The following is a 15,818-nucleotide window of genomic DNA, read 5'->3' as shown; positions in this document are numbered from 1 at the left end:
TCCTAGTACGCAAAGGCCCGGTCGAGGGCCTCGAGGATGCGGTCGATGTCCGGGAGATACTGCCCCTCAACCTTTGCCACGGGATAGGGCATGTGGAATCCGCCCACGCGGATCACCGGCGCCTCAAGGGAAAGGAAGGCGCGTTCGGAGACTCGCGCAGCGATCTCACCGCCGAGGCCACCGAACGTGGGCGCCTCGTGGGCGACGATGAGCCGGCCGGTCTTCTCGACAGACGCAATCACCGTGTCGAAGTCGATCGGCGACAGAGAGCGCAGATCCACAACCTCGACAGTCCGCCCGTCCTCGCTCGCCGATTGGGCGGCCGCCAGCGCGACTGGCACGAGCGGCCCATAGGCCACAACGGTTGCGTCCGTACCCTCGCGCACGATGTGCGCGCGGAAGGGATCTGCGGAGGCTCCGGGATTCTCCGTGTCGACCTCGCCCTTGAGCCAATAGCGACGCTTCGGCTCGAACACGATGACGGGATCCTCGCACTCGATCGCGTGACGGGTCATCCAGTACGCGTCATGCGGGTTCGACGGCGTGATGACGCGCAGTCCCGCCGTGTGGACGAAGAGCGCCTCGGGCGACTCCGAGTGGTGCTCGATCGAGCCGATGCCGCCGCCGTACGGGATGCGGATCGTCACGGGCACAGTGAGCCGACCAGCGCTTCGGGAATGCATCTTGGCGAGCTGGGTGGTGATCTGGTTGAAGGCCGGGAAGACGAAGCCGTCGAACTGGATCTCCCCCACGGGCCGATAGCCGCGCAGCGACAGGCCGATGCTCGTTCCGACGATCCCGGATTCGGCGAGCGGGCTGTCGATGACGCGATCCCCGCCGAACTCCGCCTTGAGCCCCTCGGTCACACGGTAGACGCCGCCTAGCGAACCGATGTCCTCGCCCATGAGCATGACGGTCTCGTCGGCGGCGAGGGCGTCGCGCAGGCCGGAGTTGATGGCCTTGGCCAGGGTCATCGTGGGCATCAGTGGCCGCCTTCCTGCGTCTCGGCGTCGGCGAAGCCGGCCTCGTACTGAAGATGCCACGCACGCTCTTCTTCGACGAGCGGGTGGGCCTCGGCGTACACGTTCGCCATTTCCCCGGCCAGCGTGGGCGGCTCGAACGCGAGCACCTCTTTGCGGGACTTGGCAGCGAGGGCGTCCCCCTCGTCGACGACCGAGGCGAAGAACTCATCGTCCGCGTGGCCCTCAGCCCGCAGGAACTTCTCGAAGCGCGCGATCGGGTCCTTCTCGAGCCACGCCTGCTCGTCCTCGGTGAGACGGTACTTGGTGGGATCGTCAGCAGTGGTGTGGGCGCCCTGACGGTACGTGTAGGCCTCGATCAGCACTGGACCCTTGCCGCTGCGCGCCCGTTCGAGCGCCCACTCGGTCACGGCCTTGACCGCGAGAACATCGTTCCCGTCCACCCGCAGGCCCGGGAAGCCATAACCCTTGGCCCGGTTGTGAAGTGGAATGCGTGACTGCACCTGAGTGGGGATCGAGATGGCCCACTGGTTGTTCTGGCAGAAGAAGACCACCGGGGCTTTGAAGCTCGCCGCAAACACCATGGACTCGTGGATGTCGCCTTCGGAGCTTGCGCCGTCGCCGAAATAGGCGACGACGGCGGCAGGGTCGCCTGGTTCCTGGCCCGTCGCCTTCGCGCGGGCCGCATCGCGCTGGATGCCCATGGCGTAGCCGACGGCATGCGGAACTTGAGCTGCAAGCACGAGGGTGTAGAGGTGGAAGTTCGTCTCCGTCGGGTCCCATCCACCGTTCGAGACTCCGCGGAAGAGGCGAAGTAGCTCCCCGAGTTCCACGCCGCGGGTCAGTGCGACGCCGTGCTCGCGATACGTCGGGAAGATGTAGTCCTGCGGGCGCGTAGCGCGCCCAGACCCGATCTGGGCTGCCTCTTGGCCCCGTCCGGGCGGCCACAGGGCCAGCTGTCCCTGACGCTGGAGCGCCGTCGCCTCGACATCGAATCGACGGATGATGGCCATGTCGCGGTACAGGCCGCGCAACTCGTCGCGGGAGAGGCGTCTCGCGCGCTCGGAGAAGCGGGTCCCGTTGTGGAAATGCCCCTCCTCGTCAACGAGCTGCACCATCTGGACATGGCCCTCGGTGCGGTTGTGGGCGATTGCCTCGAGCTCGTCGAGCAGTTCATCAGGGATCTCGTCGAACTCGGTGGTGGGCAGCTCTCCTGCCATACCGCCTCCTGCCGTGGTCGTTGTTCCTGCTCAAGCTCGGGTCATTCATATTCCAAATTCGGAATGTATTCCTCTTTCGGAATATAGGCCTGCGGCCCAGCTGCAACTCTACAGAGTTCGGCTGGGCCGCAGAGTTCAGCCAATCCGCTAGGAAGCGGCGGGGGCTTTTGTAAAGGTCCTACAGAGGTCGAGGAAGCGGGTGTTGGCCTCGACTTCGCCGATGCTGACCCGCACCCCTTCCGTCCCGAAGGCCCTCACAGAGAGCGCCTGGGACGCAGCGAGTGCGGCGAACTCCGGGGTGGCTTCGCCCAGTTCGAGCCACACAAAGTTGCCTTGGGCGTCCGGCACAGACCAGCCCAGCTCACGCAGCCCCGCCACCACGCGGTCCCTCTCGTCCACGAGGCTTTGTACCCTTTCTACAACCGCGTCGAAGTGGTCGAGGGATGCAATTGCCGCCCGTTCGGCAACAGAAGAAACCGCGAAAGGCACGGCGGCAACCCGCAAGTGCTGGGTGATCTCGGGATGCGAAATGGAATACCCTACGCGCAGTCCGGCGAGGCCATGCGCCTTTGAAAAGGTCCTCAGAACCACGACATTCGGATGCTTCCTGTACATCGCGAGCCCGTCGACGGCCGCCTCGTCCCGGACGAATTCCTGATACGCCTCGTCTATGACCACCACGACGCTGCGCGGAACTGACTCGATGAACCGCTCCGTCTCTTCGCGGCGGAGCGCAGGGCCTGTGGGGTTGTTCGGCGTGCAGAGGAGCACCACGCGCGTACGGTCGGTCACGGCTGCAGCCATCGCGTCCAGATCATGGCGACCATCGGCGGCCACCGGAACCTGGACGCTTCTTGCGCCGGCGAGGCCCACGGAGATCGGGTAGGCCTCAAAGGAGCGCCACGCGTAGACGACCTCGTCCTGCGTGCCGTCGTCCTGCTGGCCAGCGAACGCGGCCAGCACTTGGTTGAGAGCCCCAAGGCTTCCGCCCCCCGTCACGATGTCCTCGGCGGGCACGTCGAGGAACTGGGCCAGCCGGTTCCGGAGCGCAGTGGCCACCGGGTCCGGGTAACGGTTCACAGCGGTCTGCGCAGCGATGGCCTCGAGAACTGCCGGGATGGGAGGGAGCGGATTCTCGTTGGAGGCGAGCTTGAAGCTCTCGAGTCCCGGTACCGGAGCTGGGGGTTTGCCCGCAGCGTACTTGGGGAGACGGCCGATGATGGGTCGGGGGTCGACGGTCTCGAGGCGAGGGGTGGTGCTCTCGGGACCGTTGACGACGGCGGCTGCTTCGACGCCGTCGTGACTATTGAGTGCTGAAGTCATGGCTTCAAGCGTAGCCGGGGGAGGCCACAGGCCAAGCCCAGCACTGCGAGGGCGCCCGGTATGGAACGAGCGGCGTCTGGCTGGAACGATAGGCGCATGGTGCGATTCCTGATCCGCGTAGTCGTCAATGCGTTTGCCCTCTGGGTTGCGAGCTGGTTCCTTCCGGGAATCCGGATCAACTCGACCGCGGTCGCCGACGCCGCGGCCAATGCGGGTGCAGGCAAGGGCAGCGACACTGTGGGGATCGTGCTGGCCTATCTCTTCATCGGCCTCATCTTTGGACTGGTCAACGCCCTGGTCCGCCCGATCATCGAAATGCTCGCCCTGCCGGTCACGTGCCTGACCCTTGGGCTCTTCGCGCTCGTCATCAACGCGGGAATGCTCGCGCTGACGGCGTGGCTCAGTACGTATACTCCCGTTCATCTGACGATCGACTCCTTCTTCTGGACCGCTATCCTCGGGGCCATCATCATTTCCATCGTTTCCGCGGTGATGGGCGGACTCCTGGGCGCGAACCGCAAGAGGCGCTGAAGTTGCCCTCACGGCTTGGGCCCGGGATTGGTGCGCGTATCGGTCCCCGTGTAGACAAAGCGCTCCCGCGACGCCGCTGAACCAGCCCCCAGTGCCGCCCCGATGCTGCCGGAATGCTCGAGCACCGCAGGGCTCCCCGAGCTGTCGAGAGTCGCGGCGTCGCGCGCGTAGTTGCCGAGATCGTGGGCTTGTGCGACGACGACCTGCGGGTATTGGGCCTTCGCGATCGGATCGAACCGGCTCGGCGAGCGGACATTGACGAGCGCGCCGCTCGGCTCAACCTGACGCCCTGACGCAGCCGGCACGATGTCATCAGCGTTCGTCAGGCTCAGAACCGGGACCTCGGCCGGAAGGTCGAACGCCGAAACCGGGCTGCCGACGGCCGTCACGGCGGCCACCCGGTGCCGCGCGCGAAACTCCTCGTCTTCAAGGAGGCCGAAGACCTGAATCCCTCCTTGGCTGTAGCAGTTGAAGACCACCTCGGCGTTCTCGCCAAGGTTCTGGTCTGCGAGCGCCTGCTGAATCAGCGCACGCGTCTGGCTTTCCCGTGAGGCCAGGCCATCGAGAATCCCTTCCGTGTCGAACAGGTTGCCGTCCGCGGAGTCCAGAGCCCAGGTCTGAGTGCCAGGAACCGTGACCATCACGGCCACAGAACCGTCGGCTCGCGTAAACCGCTCGACGAGGATCGACGACGGCGGAACGGTGGTGCCGTCGTCGAGCTCCTCGTGGCCTTGAGCCTGACGCAGGCTCCTCAGGGCGTAGGAGTAGGTGGATGGGTCGCCGTTTCCAGCAGCGACCTGAACCCTCGGGCCCACGAGGAGATCCTTGGGAGAGCCCTCGATATGCCCCTGCTCCCGGGCACGGAGGGCGCGCGCGAGGGTCCGCCCGTCGCTCTCGGGAGAGAGGTCCAGATCCCGCCCGATCCCTTTCGCTCCGAGCAGACGAAGAAAGGCCGGGACCGCGCTCGACCCGATGAGGAGGTTCTGAAGGCCGTCCGCGGCCGACGCGCGGCGTGACTCCTCGTTCGCGTAAGCCGTTGCAGCCTGCCGGACGGAGGCGGCGGCGCCGAGGCATTCGTCAACGGCTCGCCGCGCCCTGGCCTCGAGCCGCAATGATTCCTGGTCGAGCTGGACTGCCGTGCTCGATGCGCCGCATGACCCGGCCTCGGCGGACAGTCTCATGCTGTACAGAGCGTATTCAGCATTGCTCAGAGAGGCAGACGAGACGGAAAGCGCGGCGGCCGCCTGCTCGAGCGAGTCAAGCCGAACCTCGAATCCGCGTCCGCCGGTGACGACGAAGTCATCGCTTCCCGGGATCATCGGCAGGCCTCCTGACTGATCTGGTACGGGAGCAGTTTCGGCCGGGATTCATAGGGAAGAACGGGCTCGGCCGGAGGGTGCGGGATGGCCGGACCCTGGTACGGCGTGATCGGGAAGCGGGGAGGGTCCGAGGAAGGGGACGCTGCGGATGCCACCGACCGCGCTGCCTCGCACTCCCGGGCTTCGCCCTCGACGGAACTCAGCAGGGCCCCGAGTGCGACGAGGCCTGCTGCGATGGCCGCGAGCTCAGCCGCGATGTAAGCGGTCCTGGCTCGATAGGAGTCCCCGGCAGCCCCTGACCACTCGGCCTGGCGGGCACGATCAGATGCACCCTGCCCTACGTTCACCTCGGACTGGGCCCTCTCAAGGCACACACCCGCATTCCTGAGCAGTGCCTCATCGTGGCCGCACCCCGCTGGCGTACCCCACGGCTGCAGATCCTCCCCCCGCATCGGTCCCCCCGTCCCGAGGTCTGCGCGCCTCTCGCGCTTCCCGTCGTCGACGCTACGCGGGAAACTCCCCGACCGGAGGCTCACCGACGTCGTATGTGGATAACTCCGCCGGCGAGGCTCGCTGATCTCGGCGGATCTCTCTGATCTGGAAGAATGGAGGCCATGGCTCACACCCCCGCACGTACGCCTTCCGGCAGGCTGTCCCTCGCGAACTCGCCCGAGCAGATCGCGCTCGGTCCTCTCGACGGCCGCTACCGGCCCGCGATCGCACCGCTAGTGGACTACCTTTCCGAGGCAGCGCTCAACCGGGACCGCGTGGCTGTGGAGGTCGAATGGTTCATTCACCTGACCCGGAATTCCGTGCTCCCGGGCACCGAACCGCTCACCGCCGAGCAGGAGGCCGGCCTCCGTGCCATCGTGACGGAATTCGATGCCGACGCAGTGAAGGAGCTCGCGGAGATCGAGGCCGTGACGGTCCACGATGTGAAGGCCGTCGAGTATTACATCGGCCGCCGGCTGGAGGCACTGGGACTCGCGCACCTGACCGCGCTGGTCCACTTCGGCTGCACGTCGGAGGACATCAACAACCTCTCCTACGCGCTCGGCGTCAAGGGCGCCGTCGAGGACGTCTGGCTGCCTGCCGCCCGCGACCTCGTTCGCCAGATCACCACCATGGCTCAGGAGAACCGGGCTGTCCCGATGCTCTCCCGCACCCACGGGCAGCCGGCGACCCCCACCACGCTGGGCAAGGAGTTGGCCGTGATGGCCCATCGCCTCGGCCGTCAGCTCGCGCGGATCGAGCGGACCGAGTTCCTGGGCAAGATCAATGGCGCCACCGGGGACTTCGCCGCGCACGTGGCCTCAGTCCCCAGCGCCGATTGGCAGCAGGTCTCGAAGTCATTCGTCGAAAGCCTCGGCCTGACGTGGAATCCCCTCACCACCCAGATCGAGAGCCACGACTGGCAGGCCGAGCTCTATGCGGACATGGCGAGGTTCAACCGGATCCTGCACAACGTCTGCACGGACGTGTGGAGCTACATCTCCATCGGCTACTTCGCCCAGATCCCCGTCGCCGGCGCGACCGGTTCATCGACCATGCCCCACAAGGTCAACCCCATTCGCTTCGAGAACGCCGAGGCAAACCTCGAGATCTCGTCCGCACTTCTGGACACCCTCGGCGCGACCCTCGTCACGAGCCGCTGGCAGCGCGACCTCACCGACTCCTCGAGCCAGCGCAACATCGGGGTCGCGTTCGGCCACTCGCTGCTGGCCATCAGCAACGTCGCGAAGGGCCTTGAGCGGCTTGATGTCGCGGAATCTGTCCTCGCTGCCGATCTCGACGAAAACTGGGAAGTCCTCGCCGAGGCGATCCAGATGGCCATGCGGGCCGAGGCCATCGCTGGGGTGCCAGGCATGGACAACCCCTACGAGCGGCTCAAGGAACTCACGCGCGGCCACCGGGTTGATCGGGCCCGCATGAAGGAGTTCGTCTCCGGCCTCGGGCTCTCAGCCGACGCCGAGGCACGTCTGCTCGCTCTCACTCCGTCCACGTACAACGGCATCGCGGACCAGCTCGTCGATCACCTCGGCTGAGCCGCAGGACTGCGGGCAGGACAGAACACCCCCGATTCGTGCCGGCATACGTAACCGTGTATAGTTGATCAAGCGCCGCGGGGTGGAGCAGTTCGGTAGCTCGCTGGGCTCATAACCCAGAGGTCGCAGGTTCAAATCCTGTCCCCGCAACCAGATGAGGCCCCGGATCCAATGGATCCGGGGCTTTTTCATGTCCGAGCGCAGGACCCGCCTGCGTTCCAGTCCGGTTGTGATTTTCCAATCACTCGATTTACGGCGTGGCGCGGCCCGACACGGTGCAGGGCGCCGAAGAAACGGACAGGAGCGCGACAGCGGCGCTCAACCTGCCGCCGCCCGACCGGCCACCCGCCCCGAGAAGAGGCAGCCACCCAGGAACGTCCCTTCGAGGGCGTTGTAGCCCATCATTCCCCCGCCCCCGAAGCCGGACGCCTCCCCCGCCGCGAACAAGCCGGACACCTCGCGCCCCGAGGGTGAGAGGCATCGGCCGGAGAGGTCGGTCTCGAGGCCGCCCAAGGTCTTGCGGGTGAGGATGTTGAGCCGAACGGCGATGAGCGGTCCGTTCGAAGGGTCGAGGATGCGGTGGGGCGGCGCCACACGGATGAACCGATCACCGCGGTACTGGCGATGTCCCCGGATGAACGTCACTTGGGCGTCCTTGCCGAAAGGGTTCTCGATCTCGCGATCCCGCGCTTCGAGCACTTCCTGCAGCTCCGCCTCGGAAATGAGGCCGGGCTCCCCTACGCGGTTCATCCCCTCGGCCAATTCCCCCAGAGTCGAGGCCACGACGAAGTCGGCCCCGTGCCGCATGAACGCGTCGACCGGTCCTGGCGCCCCTCCACGCACCCGCCCGAGGAGCAGGCGGAGGTCCTTCCCTGTCAGATCGGGGTTCTGCTCGGATCCGGAGAGCGCGAATTCCTTCTCGATGATCTTCTGGGTGAGCACGAACCACGAATAGTCGTACCCCGTGCCGCGTAGGTGGCGGAGTGTGCCGAGGGTGTCGAACCCTGGGAAGAAGGGCGGAGGCAGGCGGCGTCCCACGGCATCGAGCCAGACCGAGGAGGGGCCGGGAAGGATCCGGATCCCGTGGTTCTCCCACACGGGCTCCCAGTTCCGCAGGCCTTCCACGTAATGCCACATCCGGTCGCCGTTGATGATCCGTCCGCCTGCCGCTTCCGCGATTCCGAGCAAGCGGCCGTCCACGTGGGCGGGCACGCCGGCCACCATGGTCGACGGCGGTCTGCCCAGCCGTGCGGGCCACAGGGACCGCACGAGGTCATGATTTCCGCCGATCCCGCCAGAGGCGACGACGACGGCGGAAGCCCGGAGTTCGACGTCGTGCATGACAACCCGTGAACTCGCCGAGCCGCGCGGGGCGGACGACGGTTCGAGCACCGAGCAGCGCACGCCCACCACCGCGCCGCCCTGCGTCAGCAGCTCATCAACTCTATGACGGAACAGGAATCGGAGCCGGCCGGCGGCGGCGTGCTCGCGTGCCCGGCGAATGAACGGCTCGAGCACACCGGGCCCCGTACCCCACGCGATATGGAACCGCGGCACAGAGTTGCCATGCCCGTTGGCACGGCCGTCCCCGCGTTCGGCCCAGCCGACCACGGGAAAGAACCGCACTCCGAGCCCGTGGAGCCACGAGCGCTTCTCGCCGGCAGCGAAGGCGAGATACGCCTCCGCCCATTTCCTCGGCCAGTAGTCTTCGGGCCGGTCGAATTGGGCACTCCCGAACCAGTCCTGCGCCGCCAGCTCCCGCGAATCCCGAACTCCCATGCGCCGCTGCTCGGGCGAATCGACCAGGAACAGGCCACCGAGCGACCAGAAGGCCTGACCGCCGAGGCACTGCACCGCCTCCTGGTCCACGATGACCACGTTGCGGCCCGCGTCCGCGGCCTCCGTCGCGGCAACCAGTCCCGCGAGCCCCGCCCCGACCACCATGACGTCAGCCTGCATGTGGCCAGCCTGTCGGACCGGGACAAATGCGTCAACGAAGGGGCGATACTCGTGCCATGGACTCCTGCTGCGGGCCCGAGGATCCGCACCGCTACGACGCCGTCTTCGACGAACGCTTCTCCGGAGCAATCGCCCGAAGGTATGGGCGCAAAGGACTGCGCCCGGCCGAACAGCACATCGTCGACTTCTTGACGGGCATGGGAATCGAGGACGCCTCGGTCCTCGAGGTCGGCGGCGGCGTGGGTGAGATCCAGCTCGAGCTGCTCAAGCGGGGCGCGGCGCGTGCGGTGAACCTCGAGCTCTCCGCCGGATACGAGCGCGATGCCGCACGGCTCCTGGGCGACGCCGGCCTGCTGAGCCGCGTGGACCGGCGCCTCGGCGTGGATCTCGCCGAGGCGCCGGACGACGTGGAGCCGGCGGACGTCGTCGTCCTCCACCGAGTGGTGTGCTGCTATCCGGACTACGAGAAGCTCCTGGGCGCCGCCGCCGAGCATGCCCGGCGAGCGCTGGTGTTCAGCTACCCGCCGGCCAATGTGTTCTCGCGGGTGTTCATCAGGAGCATGAACGCGCTCATCGGCGCCTCGAATCTCTCGTTCCGGGGCTACATCCATTCGCCGAAGGCCATGCTCGACGTCGTCCGCAGCAGGGGCCTCGAACCCGCGTATCACTGGAGCGGGCCTCTGTGGCGGGTGGTTGGCGCTGCCCGCCTTTAGGACTCTCTTTACACCCGCGCCGCGAGGATCTCCTCGGCTGCCCACCGACCCATCCGGAGGGCGCCGTCCACGTGCTGGTATCCCTCGGACGCGATGTCGGAGCACGCGAAGTGGATCGGGCCCACGGGCGTGCGCTGGTCCGCGCCGTAGCGCGAGAGGCCGCCGAGGTCGAAGCTCGCCGCGTAGGCGCCGCGAGTCCATTCCTCCGAGCCCCAGTCGGACTCGTAGTAGACCTCGGCATCCAGGGCCTCGGGGCCGAGGTAATGCGCGATCGAACCGAGGATCTTCGCCTTGCGCTCCTCGGCGCTGAGCTCGAACATCGCGTCGGCGTATTCGTCGGAGACGAAGCCCACCAGGGTTCCGCGCTCGTCGCCGTAGTTGGTGTTGTCGTAGACCTCCTGGACAACCTGCCCCACGCCGAAGCACGTTCCGGACAGGCCCGCCTCGCGCCAGAACGGGCGATCGTAGACGGCGTGCACCTTGATGACGAGGCCCATCGAGAGGTGCTGGTGCAGCTGGTGCTGGCGGCGCGGCAGCGGCGGCTCGTAGGAGATGCGGCTGTACAGGGTCGGCGGGACCGCGAGGATCGCGCGGCGGGCGGTGACCGTGACGCCGTCGGCCTCCGCGCGCACCCCATCCTCGCCCCACGCGAGCGTGCGCACCGCAGCGTTGAGGACGACGGCGTCCCCCAGCTCCGCGGCCATCGCGAGGCTCACGGACTGCATGCCGCCCACGACGCGACGGTCGAGGATGAAGTCCTCGTCGAGGAGGTTGCTGAACGAACCCGCCGACGCTGCCATGAGAACGGCCTGCAGCGCGGAGAATGCGTGAGCGGGCTTGGTGAGCATGGCGCCGGCGATGAACATGCCGATGAGCTCGCAGGCGTCCTCATCTGGCGATTGGGCACGGAGCCAGTGGTGGAACGAGATGGTGTCGAGCTCGCGGGCCTTGGGGTGGGCCCACGGCTCCTCGGCCCCGATTTCTGCGGCGAGCTCGTCGAGGATGGCCGTGACGCGCTCGACCTCGGCGAGCGTGCCGGGCGAAACCGGGAAGTCCCCGCCCTCGTACACGATGCGCTCGCCGTCTCCCGCCACGAAGACGCTGCTGCCCTCGCGGTAGCGCTGGTACGTTTCCTTGCCGAGCTCGTCGATGAGCCCAAGAAGCTCGGTCTGGTCGGGGCTGATCCATTGGCCGCCGATCTCGAGCCACGCGCCGTCGACCGTGTCGCTCCAGGTGCGGCCGCCCACTCGGTCGCGCGCCTCGAGGACAATGGCCTTCTCCCCCGCATTCGTCAGCGTGCGCGCCGCCATCAGCCCCGCGGGTCCGGCCCCGACGACGACGACGTCGGCCTGGAGCTGCCGCTTCTGCTCTGACATGGTGTTCCCTTCTGGAAAGTGGTGCAGATCTCTAAATGAATATAGTTCATTTATCTGGAACCGCAAGACCGCCACCTAGACTTCGTTGCATGGACTCTCCCGAGCCGCGGCGGCGCGGTCGCCCGTCGCGCCCCGTGCTCTCCCGCGAGAAGATCACGACGGCGGCACTCGCCATCATCGGCCGCGCCGGCTACGAGGGGCTCACCATGGCGGCCCTCGCCCGGGAACTCAAGACCGCGCCGTCGGCGCTCTACAACCACGTCGCCTCGAAGGACGAGGTGCTCAACTGGGTCCAGGACGACGTGAACGAGACGATCGACACGTCCGGGTTCGGCCGAGACCCGTGGGATGTTGCGCTCACGCGGTGGGCGTACTCGTACCGGGACGCCTTCGCGAAGCATTCGCCGCTGATCCCAGTCATCGCCGTCCTGCCCATCACCGGAGCGCCGCACACGCTCGAGATGTACGAGCACGTCGCCGAAGGACTGCGAGCGGGCGGATGGCCGGAGGATCTCATCGTCGACACCATCGTGGCGCTCGAGTCATTCGTCCTCGGCTCGGCCATGGACGTGTCCGCGCCGGAATGGATCTTCGACGTGGGCGACCGGCGGGATCTGGCGCCGACGTTCGCCGACGCCGTATCGGCGCGACCGCGTCGGGGGCGCCCCGCAGCAGATCAGGCCTTTGCACTCGGACTCAACGCCTTCATTGCAGGGCTACGGGCAACCCTGGCGGCGCACCTCGCGACGCGCGGCTGACGCCCGACTTCGCTTCATGCTCTTGACCGTGGCCTGCGTCACTGCTCTAATAAACGAACGTCATTCATTTACGGGCCGCATCGGAGCCCGTCCCAGATCCCCACCAGAAGGACCCCCATGCACGAGATCCTTGCCCTGCAGCCCCCGGTGTCGTGGGCCCGCACGAGCGACGCGGCCGAAGGCCACAGCCGCGAGCCGTTGCGCGTGGCCCTCGTCCAGCACCGCTGGCACGAGGATCCGGCCGAGACCGAGGCCGAGCTCGAGGAGGGAATCCGCCGCGCCGCGGCCCGAGGCGCGAACGTGGTCTTCCTCCCCGAGCTCACGCTCTCGCGCTACCCCGCGGACACTCTCCCGGAGTACACGCCCAGTAGCATCGCCGAGGACCTAGAGACCGGACCCACCCTCGCCTTCGCTCGCCGCGCAGCACAGCAGAACAACATCTGCGTCCACGCGAGCCTCTACCGCAAGGGCGAGGCCGGCGACGACCGCGGCTTCAACACCGCGATCCTCGTCTCCCCGGACGGAACGCTCCTCGCCGCCACCGACAAGCTCCACATCCCGGTCACCGAGGGCTACTACGAGGACAAGTTCTTCCACCAGGGCCCGCAGACCGGCCAGCCCCAGGCCGAGAACAACGGCTACCCGATCCACACCCCCGCCGAACTCGACGGCGCCCGCCTGGGCCTCCCGACCTGCTGGGACGAGTGGTTCCCCGAGCTCGCCCGCATCTACTCGCTCAACGGCGCAGAAATCCTGGCCTACCCCACCGCGATCGGCTCCGAGCCCGGCCACCCCGGCTTCGACACCGAACCGCTCTGGCGGCAGGTCATCGTGGGCAACGGCATCGCAAACGGCCTGTTCATGGTCGTCCCCAACCGCTGGGGCAGCGAAGGCCTCGTGACCTTCTACGGCTCGTCCTTCATCTCCGACCCCTACGGCCGCATCCTCGCCCGCGCACCCAGGGAGGGCTCCGCCGTCGTCGTCGCCGACCTCGATCTGGACCAGCGGCGCGACTGGCTCACCCTCTTCCCGTTCCTCACCACGCGCCGCCCGGAGACCTACGCAGCGCTCACGGCGCCCGTCGATCCCGCCGCCCCGTTCGGCACGCCCGCCGCTTCCCTCGCTCACCGCTGAGCGCGCGACTCCAAGGACCCCCCATGATCCAGCTCTCCCCCCGCCAGAATGTGGCGCGGCCTCCCACCGAATCAGGGCACGCGGCCGAGAAGGGCCTCAAGCGCGTCCTCGGCGTCCCGTCGCTCGTGCTGCTCGGCCTCGTCTACATGGTGCCGCTCACGATCTTCAGCACGTACGGCATCGTCGTCGAGCTCACCGGCGGCCGCCTGACGGACGCCTATGCAGTGACGCTCGTCGTGATGCTGTTCACGGCCCGCTCGTACGGCCGCATGGCCCGCGTCTTCCCGGCGGCCGGCTCGGCCTACACCTACGGCGCCAAGTCGTTCGGTCCCGGCCTCGGCTTCCTCACCGGGTGGTCGCTCATGCTCGACTACCTCCTGCTGCCGATGATCAACTACCTGCTGATCGGCATCTATCTCAACGCAGCGTTTCCGGCGGTTCCCCCGTGGGCCTTCGTCGTTTCGTCGATCGCCGTCGTGACGGTTTTGAATATCCTCGGCATTACCACGGTTGCGCGCGCGAATATCGTGGTCGTCGGGCTTCAGGGCATTTTCATCGTGCTCTTCGTCGTCTTCGCTGCCACATCGATTTCCGGCGGCCCCGCGACTGACCTCCTCGCGCCTTTCACGGGCGTCGGCAATGACCTCCGACTGTCGCCGATCTTCACAGGCTCCGCAATTCTCTGTCTCTCCTACCTCGGATTCGACGCCGTCTCCACCTTCGCCGAAGAGGCCAGGGATCCCCGACGCACTATTCCCCGGGCCATCATGCTCACCACGCTCGTGGCGGGGCTGCTCTTCCTCGGCCTCGCGTATGTGAGCCAGCTCGTGCTGCCCGTCGCCACGTTCGAGAACGTCGATTCGGCGGCCCTCGAAGTGGTGGGCCGTGTGGGCGGGGACCTGTTCGTCGCCCTGTTCACCGCCGGCTACATCGCCGGAAGCCTCGGCTCGGCGTTGACCTCGCAGGCCTCGGTGTCCCGCATCATCTTCTCGATGGGCCGCGACGGCGTCCTCCCCACGCGCGTCTTCGGCAGGCTTCACGCGCAGCTCGGCACGCCGGTCGTCCCGATCCTCGTAACCTCAGCAGTAGCGCTCCTCGCCCTGGTCCTCGACCTCGCGACCGTCTCCTCGCTCATCAGCTTCGGCGCGCTCGTCGCGTTCTCCGTGGTGAACCTGTCGGTCATCAAGCACTTCTTCGTCGACCGCAAGGAGCGCGGAGCCGCGGCGGTGCTCAACAGCCTCGTCCTCCCAGGTGTGGGCTTCGGGCTCACCTTGTGGCTCTGGACGAGCCTGACCGGCCAGGCCCTCATCCTCGGCGTCTCGTGGGCCGTCGTCGGCCTCGCGTACCTCGCCGTCCTCACCCGCGGCTTCCGCCGCCCCACTCCCCAACTCGACTTGGAAGGAGCAGCCGCATGAGCTGGCGCATGCCCGCAGAGACCGACCCGCACGAGCGCCTCTGGATGGCGTGGCCCTCCGCCGGCTACACGCTCGGCGCGACCGACGCGGACGCCCACGAGGCGCGCTCGGCCTGGGCCGCCGTCGCCCACGCGGCCCTCCGCTACGAGCCGGTGACCATGGTGGTCCGTCCCGAGGACCGCGCCATTGCGAAGGCCTACCTCGACGGACGCATCACCGTCGTCGAAGCAGGGCTCGACGACGCCTGGATGCGCGACATCGGCCCGAGCTTCGTCACGGACGACGACGGGCGGCTGGGGGCGGTCGACTGGGTCTTCAACGGCTGGGGGCAGCAGAGCTGGGCGTCCTGGGAGCACGACGCGAAGATCGGCCGGACGGTCGCGGAAGCGGCCCGCGCGGACGTCGTGGCGAGCGAGCTCGTGAATGAGGGCGGCGGCTTCCAGACCGATGGCCTCGGCACTGTGCTCCTCACGGAGACCGTTCAGCTTGACCCGTTCCGCAACCCAGGCCTCACGAGGGCCGAGGTGGAGGCCGAGTTCGCCAGAACGATCGGGGCCCGCCACGCGGTCTGGCTCCCGCGGGGGCTCACACGGGACTCGAAGGAATTCGGCACACGGGGCCACGTGGACCTCGTCGCAGCGATCCCGTCACCCGGCACCCTGCTCGTCCACGTCCAGTACAACCCGGAGCACCCGGACTACGAGGTGAGCGGCGAACTGCTGGAAATCCTGCGCAGCTCGCGCACGGCAAACGGCACGCCGTGGAACATCATCGAGGTCCCCGCACCCCAGCAGCTGCACGACGGCGAGGACTGGGTGGACTGGAGCTACATCAACCACGTGGCCCTCAACGGCGGCCTCGTCGCCTGCTCCTTCAACGACCCCTATGACGAGAAGGCACTCCGTATCCTCGCCGACGCCTACCGCGGGCGCCACGTCACCGCCGTCGACGCCCGCCCCCTGTATGCACGCGGCGGCGGCATCCACTGCATCACGCAGCAGCAGCCAAAGGCTGGCCCCGCAAGGGCCTGACGAAAGAGAATCTT

13 protein-coding genes and 1 tRNA gene are annotated in these 15,818 nt (G+C 67.5%); 8 read left to right on the top strand and 6 right to left on the bottom strand.

Features of this window, described 5'->3' with window-relative positions:
* Positions 1-2: 2 nt before the first annotated feature.
* From E5679_RS11345 to E5679_RS11335, 3 genes are all read right to left on the bottom strand, one after another.
* Entirely contained in the window at positions 3-983 is a 981-nt protein-coding gene (locus tag E5679_RS11345) for an alpha-ketoacid dehydrogenase subunit beta (protein ID WP_138415868.1), read from the bottom strand.
* Positions 983-2,200 (bottom strand): pyruvate dehydrogenase (acetyl-transferring) E1 component subunit alpha, encoded by a 1,218-nt coding sequence (pdhA, locus tag E5679_RS11340; RefSeq protein ID WP_138415866.1) that lies wholly within the window; start codon positions 2,198-2,200, stop codon positions 983-985. Before pdhA ends, E5679_RS11345 begins: the two co-directional genes overlap by 1 nt.
* Positions 2,201-2,347: 147 nt before the next feature.
* Entirely contained in the window at positions 2,348-3,523 is a 1,176-nt protein-coding gene (locus E5679_RS11335) for a histidinol-phosphate transaminase (protein WP_138415864.1), read from the bottom strand.
* A gap of 96 nt (positions 3,524-3,619) precedes the next feature.
* On the opposite strand from E5679_RS11335, the gene E5679_RS11330 reads away from it, so the two are divergent.
* Positions 3,620-4,054, top strand: a complete 435-nt coding sequence (locus E5679_RS11330; RefSeq protein ID WP_138415862.1) for a phage holin family protein — start codon at positions 3,620-3,622, stop codon at positions 4,052-4,054.
* Positions 4,055-4,062: 8 nt separating this feature from the next.
* Here E5679_RS11330 and E5679_RS11325 read toward each other — a convergent pair whose 3' ends face one another.
* Positions 4,063-5,373 (bottom strand): hypothetical protein, encoded by a 1,311-nt coding sequence (locus E5679_RS11325; protein ID WP_138415860.1) that lies wholly within the window; start codon positions 5,371-5,373, stop codon positions 4,063-4,065.
* A gap of 614 nt (positions 5,374-5,987) precedes the next feature.
* Between E5679_RS11325 and purB the strand changes: the two genes are divergently transcribed.
* Together purB and E5679_RS11315 are read left to right on the top strand one after the other, a co-directional pair.
* Entirely contained in the window at positions 5,988-7,418 is a 1,431-nt protein-coding gene (gene purB, locus E5679_RS11320; RefSeq protein ID WP_171042345.1) for an adenylosuccinate lyase, read from the top strand.
* A 76-nt stretch (positions 7,419-7,494) separates the two neighbouring features.
* Positions 7,495-7,571: transfer RNA gene (locus E5679_RS11315), tRNA-Met, on the top strand.
* Positions 7,572-7,736: 165 nt separating this feature from the next.
* On the opposite strand, the gene E5679_RS11310 is transcribed toward E5679_RS11315, so the two are convergent.
* Positions 7,737-9,377, bottom strand: coding sequence for an FAD-binding dehydrogenase (locus E5679_RS11310; RefSeq protein ID WP_138415856.1), 1,641 nt, complete (start codon positions 9,375-9,377; stop codon positions 7,737-7,739).
* A 56-nt stretch (positions 9,378-9,433) separates the two neighbouring features.
* Between E5679_RS11310 and E5679_RS11305 the strand changes: the two genes are divergently transcribed.
* A complete protein-coding gene (locus E5679_RS11305) occupies positions 9,434-10,090 on the top strand; it encodes a methyltransferase domain-containing protein (RefSeq protein WP_138415854.1) in 657 nt (218 codons plus the stop codon).
* An 8-nt stretch (positions 10,091-10,098) separates the two neighbouring features.
* Here the strand turns inward: E5679_RS11305 and E5679_RS11300 are convergent, their stop codons facing one another.
* Positions 10,099-11,466, bottom strand: coding sequence for a flavin monoamine oxidase family protein (locus E5679_RS11300; protein ID WP_138415852.1), 1,368 nt, complete (start codon positions 11,464-11,466; stop codon positions 10,099-10,101).
* Between the two features lie 89 nt (positions 11,467-11,555).
* On the opposite strand from E5679_RS11300, the gene E5679_RS11295 reads away from it, so the two are divergent.
* The 4 genes from E5679_RS11295 to E5679_RS11280 all read left to right on the top strand — a co-directional run bounded on the left by E5679_RS11295 (position 11,556) and on the right by E5679_RS11280 (position 15,804).
* Complete coding sequence (locus E5679_RS11295) at positions 11,556-12,224, top strand: TetR/AcrR family transcriptional regulator (RefSeq protein WP_138415850.1); 669 nt, start codon at positions 11,556-11,558, stop codon at positions 12,222-12,224.
* A 117-nt stretch (positions 12,225-12,341) separates the two neighbouring features.
* Complete coding sequence (locus tag E5679_RS11290; RefSeq protein ID WP_138415848.1) at positions 12,342-13,358, top strand: nitrilase-related carbon-nitrogen hydrolase; 1,017 nt, start codon at positions 12,342-12,344, stop codon at positions 13,356-13,358.
* A 23-nt stretch (positions 13,359-13,381) separates the two neighbouring features.
* The gene (locus E5679_RS11285; RefSeq protein WP_138415846.1) at positions 13,382-14,773 is read left to right on the top strand and encodes an APC family permease; all 1,392 of its coding nucleotides are present in this window, start codon (positions 13,382-13,384) and stop codon (positions 14,771-14,773) included.
* A complete protein-coding gene (locus E5679_RS11280; protein ID WP_138415844.1) occupies positions 14,770-15,804 on the top strand; it encodes an agmatine deiminase family protein in 1,035 nt (344 codons plus the stop codon). The genes E5679_RS11285 and E5679_RS11280 overlap by 4 nt, the downstream gene beginning before the upstream one ends.
* The last annotated feature ends 14 nt before the right edge of the window (positions 15,805-15,818 follow it).

Source organism: Sinomonas gamaensis, assembly GCF_005876955.1.
Lineage (GTDB): Bacteria > Actinomycetota > Actinomycetes > Actinomycetales > Micrococcaceae > Sinomonas > Sinomonas gamaensis.
The sequence above is the reverse complement of the archived record's forward strand: the minus strand, read 5'-3'. Positions and strand labels throughout refer to the sequence as shown.